We start from the raw sequence: 12,726 nt of genomic DNA on the forward strand, positions 1-12,726 counted from the left end.
AGATCTGCCCCGCGATTAGCGCTCGACGATCGCCTTCGGCGCGCCGGGCACCTGCGAGAGGTCGAGTTCAAGCTCGACGCGATGTTCGGGCAACCACACGCCAAGCGTGAATCCGCCCCATGCCTGCAGGACGAGCGTGGCGGCATTGCCCCTGAACAGCACCTTGACCCATTGCGGCTGGAAGGTCGGGTGGAGGCAGAACCACGCGCAATCGCCCGACCCGAGTTCGACACCGCGACCGGCTTCGACCGTCATGGCGATCGAAACCCATTCGCCATCGCCCACTTCCTTGAACGATGCACGCAGGGCGAATCCCTGCGCTCTGTCGTTTTCGCCAAATCGCCCCTTGTTGGGATCGTTCTCGGGGCCGGGATTGCGTTTCAGCGCGGGACAGGCTTCGGGTGCGATGGCGGCATCGATGAGGGATTCGGGCTCCTGGCCAGCGGACTTCGGCTCTCTGGGGCCAGGGGAATCTCCTGCTCCGAACGAAATCTGCCCACCGGCGATGCGGCCGCTGAACAGATTGGTGGTTGAACGGGCCGCAAGCTGGCCCTTGGAACTGCGATCGGGAGCAAGCATTCCCTCCTTGAGCCGGTCCTGATCGCGGCGGAACCACGAGAACGACGCACCTGCCGACGATTGCAGCGGTCCATCGCGAAGCCAGCGGCTGCGAATCTGGTCCGCCTGCTTGCGCAGCGATGGCTCGCCGGCCTCGGCAAAGGATGTCAACGCCTCGATCAGTTCCGAAAAGAGCTGGTTCGAATAGGTGAAATAGGGAGAATTCCATGCTTGGGCCCGGGCAAGCAGTTGCAGGACCGCTCCTGCTGTTTCGAGCTCGTCATCCTGCGCCGATCCATACAGCATCTGGCGCGCCTTGATCACATGGCTGTCATAGGCCCAGGGTGCCGTTTCCAGCAGCCGGTCGGCCATGTCCTGCGTCAGGCTGCCGAAAATGTCGGGAAAGCGGATGAACAGAAGCGCGGTCAGGATCTCGGCCCAAGGGTCGGCAGGTTCCGCTTCCCGGGCGGCATCAACCTTGCCGGTTTCCAGCACCAGTTTCCGGACGGCCTCGGCTTCCTCGGGCGTTCCCGCCACGAGCGCCCGCACCAGAGCGCGCAGGCGCGGATCGGCTGGCATGACCTCGATTTCCACGTCGTTGGCCGACAGCACCGAAGGCGTTACCGAAATCTGCACGCCGCCGCGATACATCGGCAGAAGGAGACGTTCGACCCGCAGGTCTTCGATTGCCATCGACAGGCGCACGCGCTCGGCGGAAGCGGGCGACCATCCCGGCCTCGGTTCGACCCGAAAGCTCAGTCTGCCGCCCGCCAGTTCATAGCTGGCAGTGCCGGCAAAGGGCTTCCACGATTCCCGTGTGCCTCCCGTTTCCTGCGAAAGCCCGATGGCGATGCGTCTTTCACCCGGCGCGTCGGGCACAGCCCCTTCGGCGGTGCATGCGAACTCGACCGGGGTAACGGCCTCGTCGGGAACGAAGTCGACCTTCATCCCCATGGCCTTGCCATAGAGCGCACCGACCGCCGCCTCGCGGTCCTTGATGCCGATGAAGGTGGCACCGCCACCGTTGACGGCGAGAGCCGAAAAGTGCGGTGCGACAATGGTGTTGGCCTCGCCGCGTCGCACTTCGAAAACCAGCGATTGCGGTGCCAGGCCGAGCGGCGTGATCTCAGCTGTATAGAAACCGGGAGCGAGCGAATCGCGCCTGAAGGTACGGTCGTCGGGAGTCGCCACCCAGTCGGCCACTTCGCGGCCCGCACCGGTGATCTTCACCCGTCCGATCGAGAGATCGCCAGGAGCTTCGAATTCGAGGCTGGTCTTCATGATACGTTAATCCACTGATCCCACTGCGGCTGGTCGGCCTTGAAGAATGTCGAATGGGGCGAAATGCCGTCGCTGGCGACGATGAAATAGGGCCGCTGGGTGTCGCCAGCGACCTCGGTCAGCCAGGCACCCTCCATGCGCGCTCCCCGATCGCGAACCCAGGGCGGGGCGCCGTCGCCCGTAAGGCAGATGCGCAGATCGAAGCTGGTCGCGGCCTGCTCGGGATTGACCTGTATCTGCACGGGAAGGGCGGGGGATTCGGGATGGACGAGAGCATATTGATCGTTGGCCGTCAGTCCGTCCGAAGGTTCGAACGTCCGGTCCTTCCATTCGGGGAAGTAGTGGCGCTGGAGCTTCTTGAGCTCGATCACCGACAGGTTGCGGTTGTCCACCGTCCAGCGGTTCTTCAGCCAGCGCGCGGATGCGCCATCCAGGCCCTTGAGCAAGGTCTGGGTGAAGCGGCCGATCCGCACTCCGCCCTTCGCGTAGTCGCCTTCGAAATCCACCTGTAGATCGGGTGCCAGCGCCTGCGCCGCGTCGTAGGCGAGAAGGCCTGACGAGGCTGCGCTAACCAGCCACACCTTGTCCCGATCGCTTTCGCGGGGAAGCCTAGGGCTGACGAAGCGGTGATCCTGCACGTCGGCGAGCTGGAAATTCCTGACGAATTCGCCGCAGGCATCGACGAACATGAAGGCCGCCCTCAGTTCGGCCATCTGGCGAAGCGCCAGTCCGGTCTTGCCGACATGGAAATGCGACCAGGCTTCGGGTTCGTCGCGTTCGTTGAGGTCGGACAGGAAGAGTACGGGCTGCTTTGCCAGCGAAGCGCCATGGCCGCAGCCATAGAACAGCGCGGTATGCCCGCTGCCCGACTTCAGGGCCTCGATCCAGCGCTGCCCACCGGCGATGAGCGTCGGTCCGGTCGCCCTCTCGATGGTGGCGGCCTTCAGTTCGTCGCTCCGGGCCTGATAACGGTTCTGCGTGGCGGGCGGGTCGGAGACGAGCAGTTCGATCGAGGCAAGTGGCGCGGCAAGCCGATCCCTGTTCTCGATCAGCCAGTCGCACATCAGTCGCGCGCCGTCGGCCGCGCTCGGCAGATCGCGAACCGCGCGCAGTTCGGGGAGCTTTCCCTTGCCCGGCTTGGCAAAGGGATAGTCGCCCACGCCAACCAGAAAGGCGTGTGTCGCCGGGCCGTCTATTGCGCGTTCGAAGATCCTGGCCATGGCTGGGCTATGCGATCACGACCGCCTGGCGAAGGCGCTTGCCGAAGCGGGCATAGAACTGAGGCCGCTTGAAATAGGTCGTGTGCGCCGAAGCCAGCCCAGTGATCGAATCGAACATAATGTCCTCGACCCCGGTGAAGGATGCGTCGGCGCGGAAGGCGAGCGGATCGATCGGATCGAACACGTTGAACCAGCGCGCGACCTTTTCCGGCCGCGCGACCTTGGCAGGCGGATTCACGCCACTTTCTAGCACGCCCACCGATTGGAACAGCCCGGCCTGGGATCCCACAGTGAACAGCGCATCGACCGCCAGGTCCTGCGGCAAGCCGGCGCCACCCGGATCGCAAAGCATGTCCACAAGGATCACCCCGCCAAGGCTGTGACCGACCAGCACGAGCGGTTCGCCGGATTTGCGGGCGGCGTGGGCTGCTGCGATGTCGGCAAGCACGCGCGCGCGAATCCGGGCGCGCAGGCCGCCATCCTTGAGATAGGCGAAGACATCGCCAAGGAAGAAGGCGATCGCCGGGCTGAGGCTGTCACGCACCGCTCCGAAGGCCACGGTCGAAACGGCGTTTCGCGCGCGACCAGTGACCGCTGCGACCGCCGCGCCAATGGTGTTGCCGATGCCGTACGAGCCGGAGTCGACTGCAAGGTTGAATGCGATCTCGTCGTCGCTCGCGGCATTCTCCAGCAGCTTTCCGGCATCGCCCGAAGCGATGGCTGTGGCGGCACGTTCGAAGGCGGAAAGCTCTCCCTCGTCGAGTGCGCGCCCTTCGGCATCGGCCCGGTCGACCAGTTCGGCCATCACCGCATCGACGGCGACGCTGGGCGCCTGCGCCGCAATCGCCGCAAGATCCGGCCCCGACTGATTTCCCTCGCCACTCCCCAGACCCGCTCCGGGATCATCCCCGCCAGTGCCGAGCGACAAGCTCTGCGCGCTGCGGTCGGTATCGAACACGCCGGGATCGACCCTAGGGACCAGATCGCCCCAGACAGGAGACCAGACCCTGTGTTCGATTCCCGGAAAGACGATCCGGGCGAACAGGGCGTCGCGGTTTTCGACCGCCCTCGTCAGGTCATCCCCCGGGCGCGTCGCGACGCCGTGAACGCAGACAAGCTGGACCATGCATTTCCCCTCGCTTCAATTTCGTCAGGCGGCGCTAGACAACCGTGACTTGCTCATCCTTGCCGTGTGCCATGGTGATCTTGAACAGGCGACTTGCCGCATAGCCTTCCATTTGTGCCGGTTGCTCAACCGGATTGGCAAGGCTCATTTCGGCAAGCAGGCGATAGAATGCCACCAGCGCGGGATGCAGGTCGGATTTGAACCAGAGCACGAAATCGGCATTGAGCCTGAGCCATTTGCGCGCGGACGAGGCCAGCTTCTTTTCGGCCCGGGCATAGTCGTCTTCCTGCCATGCACCAGGCAGTGCCCCGCCTGTCGATGGCACGGCGTCGTAGATCTCCGCCATTGTTGTCAGCATGTTCACGAACGCGCCGGCCCGGGGGATTACCTGTGCGAGTGCGGGCATCCGGGGGCCTGCGCCCTGGCCAGGAAGCAGGGGGACATCCGAATTCCACAGGGCGAGCATATAGGCGGCAGGGTCGTCGGTTTTCACCGAAATCTTGAAGTGGTCGCGCGCAGTGTCGATATCGCGGTCGAACTGCTTGGGCGAAGCCACGCCGGCAGCGATCTGGCTGTTCACGGCCCTTTCGAACAGGGCAAGTTGCGCCGCCTGGCTTCGCCTGACGAGGTCGCGCCCGGCGGCGACCATGTTTTCGACTGCCGAGGCGGGCAATAGCAACTTGATCCCGATCCGGCCCCTGATCTTGCCCTTGGCCGCGTCTTCGGCGCGCCAGCCCTGATAGACCTTGAGGGCCTCGTTCACGCGTGAAGGCTCGATCAGGCCCTGTTCGGACAGGCCCGACAACATGCCTTCCACCTCGCGCGCCTTGAGATTCCTGTCGGTGTGATCGAGGCCCACTTCCACGGTCATGGCGCGTGTCCGGCCGTCAGCTCTTTCCGCCTTGGTCATCAGGAGATCCCAGGTGCTGACGAAAGTGGCCGAGCGGCCTTCGTCAAAGCCTTCCATCCTGCGAAGCGCGCTGCCCTCGGCCGTCACGGCGATATCGCCCGAGCCGTTGATGGTCACGCTGGCCTTGCCCTTGACGATCGAGGCGAAAGAGAGGTCGATGCCGAAGATCACCAGTTCGGCCGCAAAGCCGCGCTCGCGCGAGACGAAGCGTGACAGGCTGGAATCGGCCGACAGGGTGATGCCGGCCGGTGCGAGCGAGGGATCCGCCAGAATCTTCTGGAAGGGCTTGAGCCGCCCTGTCACCAGAGCACGCCAGAGCTCTGCCGTTTCCGGCGTCGATTGCGCAATGGTTCCTGCCAGCTCGACCCTTCGGCCTTCCTGACCGGCCCCGTTCCAGCCGAAGCGCGCCTCGAGCTTGCTCTTCGCGCTGTCCTCGGTTGCGGCGATCACATCGTCGGCGAGCTTCTGGAGTTTCCCGATGGCCTCGCGCACGCCTTGCAGCAGTTTGTCGGCATCGCGTTCGGCTGCCTTAACCGAAGTGCCGATTGCCGAAAGTTCCTTGGCAAGCCTGGCCGACAGGCCCGTATCGGAAGCCAGACTGTCGACCGTTTCTTTCAGAGCGGATTGCGCACCTGCCAGCATCGGTTCGATCAGGGCCAGCAGCTTGTCCGACAGTGCATCGCCGGCAAAGCTCGGCACTTCGCGCGTCAGGCTTTCGATCAGCGCTTGCGCCCAGTCTCCGGCATCGGCCAGCAGGCCCTTGGCGGTGGCAGCGGCATGGGTGGCCAGCCTGTCCATCACCAGGTCTGTCAGCGCGCTGGAGCCCGACGCGCCTTCGGCCAGCGCCAGCGACAAATCCTTGACCAGGGCATCGCGCAAGTCTTCCTGGCCGATGATCGAGGCGGCCGTTGTCCTGAGCAGGGCCTTGGCCTCGTTCGCCAGGTAGGTGCCGGGGCTGAGGAAGGGCTTGATCTTCTCGAGCGCCGGGCCGACGAAATCCTTTCCTTCGATTAGCAGGTCATGGACCTTGCGCGCCAGCGGCGCCGCATCGAGCTTGATGCCCACGCCGGCCGACCAGTTGTGTTCGCTTTGGTCATCGCGGCTGAGAACGAAGCGCATTCCCGCCGCAGTCTTGCGCAAGGAGACGATCCACTGGCCATTGCGCCTGAACGAGACATCGGCTGTCGCGCCTAGCGTGCCCGAAGCGAACTTGGCGATCTCGAACTGCTTGCCAAGGGCGATGCCGAGGCCGCCTTCCGCCGATCCGCGGCAGCCAAGGGCGATGCCTACGAGCCCGGAGAGCGCCATGGCATGGCTGAGCGAATCGAGATCGAGCGGATTCGGCAGTCCGCCCACGGCCTTCGCCAGGACCCGGGCATAAGGGTCGGATGGCGCATCCGGACGGAAGTAGAAGCCGATCGCCGCTTCGCAACTGGCACCCGCATGGGCCGTGCCGTTGCCGATCTGTCCGAAGGGGAGGGAAATTCCGGCCCTTGTCGTCACCATGCCTTCGCCGCCGATCCGTAGCAGTGCTCCGGAAACGTCGTCGCTGCGGAATGGCCAGGGAGAGCCGGCCTCGCACTCGATCCCTGCCTTGAGGCCAAGGTCGAAAGTCAGCGAAGCAGGACCAAACGCAGCTGCGGCCGATGGCGCGAGCCGCGGAATTTCAAGGGTCAGTTCGCCGTCCTCGCCGGATGCGTCGAAGCCGAAGCCCGCATCCTCCGGCTTGCCCGGATCGCCTTCGGTAAATTCCGATACCGGCGCCAAGAGCTTGTGCCAGGTGCTGGCGGGATCGGACAGCTTCGCGCCGATCGTGGCCAGCCGGTCATGCAGGTCCGTCAGCTTCAGCTTTTCGAAGATTTCGACGACTTCGGCATCGCCTGCATGTTCGGTCACATATTGCGCGAGGCGCAGGGGGCTGTCGACTGGGGCCTGCTTGCCCAGCTTCCAGATCGCCTCGCCAATGTCGCGCCAGTGCGTGGCAAGCTCCGCCCATGATTCGATCTCCGGGATAACCGAAGCAATGTCACCAAGCGCGCCATCGAACGAAATCCACTGGGGCAGCCTTGTCATCGAAATCTCCTAGAGCGCTGCGGCAGATTCGTCGGGCGCAACCGCGCTGCCTATATTGGCCGAACAGAAAAAGGCCGAGAGGTACCATGGCGTTCTGGTCCCGGGCGCCTCCTGGGGCACCAGCATCGAGCCGAACGTCTTCCCGGAAAGGGCCCTGGCCAGATCGGCCTCACCATCTTCTGCGGGGCCGAAGCGAACGACATTCGTGCCGTTGACGCCTGAATATTCGGACTGGTTCTGCCAGAGCGTGGCGGCCAGCCTGCGCACGCGGACCCGACCGATTTCGTAGGCCTTGCCGGCATGTTCGAGCTGCTTGCCGTCATTGGCGAGTTCCGCCAGCTTCGTGCCGAAGTCGTAGGCACTGGCGAAATTAGCATTGGTTGGTTCTTCCGCCGCATTCTCGCACCAGAATACGTCGATATCCCAGCCTTTCCTGCTCAGCCCGGAAAGCGCGAACAACGGTTCGCGAGGGGGCAGGGGTGCTCTGGGCTGGCTGGCCACATCGTCCGGCTGGCGGTCCGGCAGGCCCACATTGGCGCGAGCCTTGGCTGCCCGATCGGTCTGTGCTCTGTCGAGCGCTGCCTCGTACGCTTCGTTGCAGTCAGGCGTGACCGCATCGCTCCCTATCGACCTCACAAATTCATCGCGCAGCATCCGCACCCGGCGCTCCAGTTCGCGCGTTTCATCGGTGATGTTCCGATCGTCGGGTCCGTCGCCGATCCGGGGGTCTGCGCCCTGCCGTTCCAGCTCGGCATTCCTGTCGGTGAACTCGGCGATGAAGGGAGCGGTCCTGCTGGCAAGAAAGGCGCAACGCACCTCGTAGTTGCTGCCGGGCACTTCCTTGTCCTTCGTCAGGTCGGCAAGATCGCGCATCGCATCTGTCCAGAAGCGTTCTTCCTCTTCGATGGCATGAAGCCGCGCCGCATTGCTTGCGACATTTTCGGCAGCGCAACTGGTGACCAGCGTATTGAAACCGATGAAGGCCGACCCGATCAGGGTTACCATGCCGACCACGCCGAAGCGGGAACCGGTTTGTCCCGTAGAAGCTGGATCAGGCATCGGCTTTTCCCTGGCTTGCCCTGCGGCCATGCAAATCCTGCGGATGAAGTGCGCTATGCGGCGTCCATTTGCCCAGAACGTCGGCAAACAGCCCTTCGCCCACAATCTCGCCGAAGCGGCGATAGGCTTCCCACTGCTCTTCGTCGAAGAACTGGTCGAGCGTGCTCTGCTGCGGAAAATCCTTGCCACCTTCGCGCTTGCGATAGGCAAGAAGTTCGGGCGGTTCGGCGAAATTGAGGCGCGGCTTGATCAGGATGAGTAAGCCTTCGTGCGGCCCGTCCGGCTCTGCCTCTCCGGCGGGGCGGGCAAGGTCGATATCGTAACGGATGCGGGCGAGCGCGGCATAGGGCATGGCCTTGCCCTTGCGTTCCGCCTCTTCCGCGGGGGGTGGCGATGCCAGTTCTTCATAGGCGCCGAAGAGGCGGCGGACCGGATTTTCCGCACCCAGCATGGCATCGAGGCCCGTGGCGTCGAGAAAGCCGACCTGGGCCCCGAGGTCGGTTCTTGCGCGCTCGACCAGGCGCATGACGTCGTCGAGGCGGTAATCGGGATCGGCTCCATTGTCGCAGACCACGATCAGATCGAGCCGGCGCTGGATCAGGGCATAAGCACCAGTATTCTCAAAGTGTCCGCCATCGGTTAGATACCAGCGCTGCCGGTCATGGTCCGTGGCGAAGTTCGATTGCAGTTCACTGGCCAGATAGCCGTGGACCGTATCCACCAGCGCGCGCGGCAGGTACCAGGGGCGCCTGTTCGATTTCCACCAGTAGCCCAGCCGCACGTTAGTCATCATCGCCAGAATCGACAGACCGAGCGAAGTCATTCCGCCGATCGCGGTCGATGCCGCCGCGCCTGAAATCGCCGTCCAGGTCGAAAGGCTCAATTCCTCCGCATCGGCATGGGCCATGAGTCCCGACTGGCCCGCGCCGCCCGACTCGAAGATCAGTCCGGCCGGGGATACCTGCATCGGCTTGCCCTTGCGGTCATAGGCCACCACGCGCGAATTGCCGTCGGGCTGGGTCTGGGCAATCGTCAGGTTGATGAGGTGGACCGGGCGGTGTAGCGAAAGCGAAGGCCTTGTCGGCAGGCCATAGTAGTCCGGCATGTCGATCGCATCGCCCTCGCGGCCGATGTCGAAACCGCGGTCGCCTGGCACCGGGTTTGAGGCACCCACATAGGCGCGCTTGAGCCGGCCCGAATAGAGCGACACCAGCGAAGACTGGTTGAGAAATCCGTAGCTCATCGCGACGATGATGATTGCGATGAGGGTGAGCAGCCAAGAGGCGAGCAGGATGGTTCCCGCCTTTTCCGTTTCGCCCAGCGCGCGCGCGATCCCAGCCCAGATCACCAGCCAGAAAAACAGGATCGACAAGCCCATTGCGCCCTGGCCAGCAGGCCTGGCCAGCCAGCCCGGACCCGTTCCGCGTCGCAGGGCGCCATGGGCCCAGAAGGTCAGCGAGACCGGGGCCGCGAGAGCGACGAAGGGCCAGAAGTAATGCCAGAACTGGCGCAGGCCGTGAAAGGTTCTGGACTGCGACCAGGCATCGGCGACGATCTTGTAGTGATCGTTGAATGTCAGCGCTGACACGGCAAGCTGCCCGCCGAGATAATCGATCAGGGTGGCGGCACCAAGGGCAAGTGTTAGCAGCAGCATGTTCGCCTGGGTGCGGGTCAGCTTTCCCCGGATGTTTTCCTCTTCCACCCTTGCCCCGACCTTGCGTATCGCCCGTTCGCTGCGGGCATTGAGGAGAGCAAGCAGGTAGAAAAGGATCGACCATCCGAGCAGGAAGATGACGATCAGCGTGCCGAATGGCGCATGGTTCGAGCACGAATCCGCATCGTCGGATACGATGCAGGCGAAGCTCAGCAGCTTGGCTGCAAGGTCGGACGGGCTGGTGGCGCCAAGCGACTGGACGGCAAGACCCGTGGCGACGATGGCGGCGATAATGGGCCAATTGGTTATCACGCGGGCGAAGGGGTCTTCGGGCACTGATTCCCGGCGGCTGTACCAATAGGCAAATCCCGCCGCCAGAACGAGCAGGCCGGATGCCAGCGTCAGCAGCATGAACAGACCCGAAAACTGCTGACGCGAAAGTATCGCGAGAAAATCATGGAAGCCGGTCGTCCCCAACAGGTTCTCGGCGACCTGCACCGGCTGGCGGAGCAGTTCCGGTGCCTGCAGCAGGCGAATCGAAAGGAACAGGAACAGCGGCAGGAGCCCGAGCACGCATTGCAGCATGACCCAGTTGCGCCCGATCGTGGCGATCCCGTACATCGTGTCGCTCGCCCCGCCGGGCGTGAGATAGCGCCCGAATTCGCGCAGGTTGGCGACAGCCACCCGGCCTCGCGGCGACTGGAGCGGCCGTTCGACGAATTCCGCCCTGTCGCCATCCGACAGCGCAGTTCCACCGCGCTTTTCCGGCGGCACATAGAGCGCGCCGAAGAAGCTGCCGATATAGCTGCCTCCCGATACAGTCGACAGATAGTCGAAACGGGAGACTAGCCCGAGGCTGCTCAGCGCCTGGAGAATGCCGAGGCTGAAGGTGGCGCTGCGGATGCCCCCTCCCGAAAGTGCCAGCCCGATCCGCCTGCCGTCTCCTCTGTTGCCGTTCTTGCCGCGGCGCGCCTTGATGAACTCTTCCTCGACCGCCATCGCTCCGGCCAGGGCCTTGTCGTGCCGATTGGCCGGGAGGCGGGCCGGGCCGGTCACTTGAACGATCCCCTGACCGTCGATAGCTTCCCGGCGTGGGCCAAGTCGAACAGGTGCTCGGCCCGTTTGGTCGAATTGGTCATGCTGGTGCCTGCGCGAAGGGCAACGTACTTGTCGATGAGGCGGTCCTCGTCGGCATCGGTCCATTGCGCCGGATCGGCAGGTAGGGCACCCGCTCCAAGCAGCGCCGCCAGCGCCGCGTCGAGCGTTCCGGGAACATGGGCGGGACGGTTGACATGCTGGTCGAGCAGCATGGCCATTCCCAGCTCGCTGGTCTGCCATTCGCTGACGGGCCGCCCCTGGATCACGGCTCCGGAAAAGAAGGCGAAGCGGCTGCCGGCATGCACGATCTGGCAATGCCGGACGACCGGATCGTGGCCGGCGCGCCAGAAGCGGTATGCCCATTCGGGGCTGCGCAGAACCGCCTTCTGCGACGCGGTGAGCAAGGCCTTCCCGTCGAGCGAAAGCGTGCCGTACATGGCCCCCGTTGCTGCGGATGCGCCAAGCCCGTAGCGCCCGAACAGGGCCGAAAAGGTCGCCGCATCCATAGTCTGCAGCCGATTGAGGAATGCGCCCAGTTCGCCTTTGTCGCCCCTCTGCCCGGCCGTCCACTGCATGATGCCGAAGGAAAGGAAGGAATTGTCATAGGAATTGACGGCTTCGAGTTTGCCCTCGTTGCCCATGACCGCCACCACGGCGCGCAGTGCCGAGGGCGAAAGCCCCTCACCCGCCTCCGGGTGGGAGGCAATGAAGGTGTCGGCGCCAGTGCTGCCGTTGGTGTAGAAACCCAGTTTTGCCCGCGATGCGAACCGCTTGCCATCCGGGCCATAGGCCTGGCGCTGGTCGGCCGTCACGGGGTGCTGCGCATCGTCGGCCATCGGGATAGTTGCAAGGGTAGCGACAACGGCAGCCATGGTGGTAGGCACGGCGGCTGGCGCGCTGACATCGGACAGTGCGGCATTGCTTGGGCTTACTGCCGGGGCAGTCGATGGCGGCGCAGTGCCACGACGTGCCGGATCGAGCAGCGCCCAGGTCTTCGGTCCGACGATGCCATCGGGCACAAGGCCGCGCCCGCGCTGGTATTCCCGCAGCCTCGCTTCGGTCACAGGGCCGAAATTGCCGGTCGGTTGTGCGATTCCCAGCAAGGCCTGCAACTGGCTGACGAATGGACCGCGCGCACCGCGCCGCAGGGTGGGGCGAAGGATTGCGTCGATCGCCGGGATGGGGATGGCAGGCGGCACGGCGGCCCCCAGAAGGGCGGCGACGTGCTCGCGGAACTTGGCCATGTCCCACAGCGGATCGATCTTGCGATTGGGCGCATATTCCTTGTGCCCGCAAACCATCGAGGCTTCCGCGCCGACATGCTTGAGGATCGCCGCTACGCCGCGCCGCAGGGCTTCCATCTGGACGTCGGGATAGGGATCGTCTTCCGTGCCCGCGTTTTCGACCTCGATGCCGATGAAGCTGCTGTTTCCCGAAGTTATCCCGCGCCACTTGCCCTCGCCGGCGTGGTTGGCCCTTCCGGCGGCGATGATATAGAACGTGCCGTCGCGTCCCAGGCCGAGCTGGGCCAGAGGTCCGCTGAGATCGCTACGGCCCTTCATCAGCAAATCGAGCGATGGCATGTTGTATTTGCGCGCGCCGGCCGTGTGGTGGATCATCACGCCCCGCACCAGGCCCATTTCTCCGCGGCCGCGATTGCGCCAGTCGGTACATTCGGAATATTTCAGGTTGGCGCGCTCGAAAACGTCGGGAAACCAGGTCAGCGAATAGACCATTGCCCGTCTCC

7 protein-coding genes are annotated in these 12,726 nt (G+C 64.3%); all 7 read right to left on the minus strand.

What is annotated here, in order from left to right; all coding sequences use genetic code 11:
- Positions 1-15 precede the first annotated feature (15 nt).
- Genes C0V72_RS09070 through C0V72_RS09100 form a run of 7 tightly spaced genes read right to left on the minus strand, consistent with a single transcriptional unit; the run spans position 16 to position 12,715 of the window.
- Positions 16-1,839, minus strand: a complete 1,824-nt coding sequence (locus tag C0V72_RS09070; protein WP_101793815.1) for a pYEATS domain-containing protein — start codon at positions 1,837-1,839, stop codon at positions 16-18.
- Positions 1,836-3,059: a hypothetical protein gene (locus C0V72_RS09075; protein ID WP_101793816.1), complete on the minus strand. Its 1,224-nt coding sequence runs from the start codon at positions 3,057-3,059 to the stop codon at positions 1,836-1,838. The genes C0V72_RS09070 and C0V72_RS09075 overlap by 4 nt, the downstream gene beginning before the upstream one ends.
- A gap of 7 nt (positions 3,060-3,066) precedes the next feature.
- Positions 3,067-4,185, minus strand: a complete 1,119-nt coding sequence (locus C0V72_RS09080) for a hypothetical protein (RefSeq protein WP_101793817.1) — start codon at positions 4,183-4,185, stop codon at positions 3,067-3,069.
- 34 nt (positions 4,186-4,219) lie between these two features.
- On the minus strand, positions 4,220-7,168 hold the full coding sequence (locus C0V72_RS09085; RefSeq protein ID WP_101793818.1) for a hypothetical protein: 2,949 nt from the start codon (positions 7,166-7,168) through the stop codon (positions 4,220-4,222).
- Between the two features lie 9 nt (positions 7,169-7,177).
- Positions 7,178-8,314 carry a hypothetical protein gene (locus tag C0V72_RS09090; protein WP_143704554.1) on the minus strand — a complete coding sequence of 379 codons (1,137 nt, stop codon included), beginning with the start codon at positions 8,312-8,314 and terminating at the stop codon, positions 7,178-7,180.
- Positions 8,220-10,937 (minus strand): patatin-like phospholipase family protein, encoded by a 2,718-nt coding sequence (locus C0V72_RS09095; RefSeq protein ID WP_199797785.1) that lies wholly within the window; start codon positions 10,935-10,937, stop codon positions 8,220-8,222. The genes C0V72_RS09090 and C0V72_RS09095 overlap by 95 nt, the downstream gene beginning before the upstream one ends.
- Complete coding sequence (locus C0V72_RS09100; protein WP_101793820.1) at positions 10,934-12,715, minus strand: peptidoglycan recognition protein family protein; 1,782 nt, start codon at positions 12,713-12,715, stop codon at positions 10,934-10,936. Before C0V72_RS09100 ends, C0V72_RS09095 begins: the two co-directional genes overlap by 4 nt.
- Between the last annotated feature and the right edge of the window lie 11 nt (positions 12,716-12,726).

The organism is Porphyrobacter sp. TH134, from assembly GCF_002855495.1.
In the GTDB taxonomy this organism is placed as follows: Bacteria; Pseudomonadota; Alphaproteobacteria; order Sphingomonadales; family Sphingomonadaceae; genus Erythrobacter.

Coding starts and splice junctions, on each gene's coding strand:
- C0V72_RS09100 (WP_101793820.1), bottom strand. CDS start 12,715: ATGGTCTATTCGCTGACCTGGTTTCCCGACGTTTTCGAGCGCGCCAAC.
- C0V72_RS09075 (WP_101793816.1), bottom strand. CDS start 3,059: ATGGCCAGGATCTTCGAACGCGCAATAGACGGCCCGGCGACACACGCC.
- C0V72_RS09080 (WP_101793817.1), bottom strand. CDS start 4,185: ATGGTCCAGCTTGTCTGCGTTCACGGCGTCGCGACGCGCCCGGGGGAT.
- C0V72_RS09070 (WP_101793815.1), bottom strand. CDS start 1,839: ATGAAGACCAGCCTCGAATTCGAAGCTCCTGGCGATCTCTCGATCGGA.
- C0V72_RS09085 (WP_101793818.1), bottom strand. CDS start 7,168: ATGACAAGGCTGCCCCAGTGGATTTCGTTCGATGGCGCGCTTGGTGAC.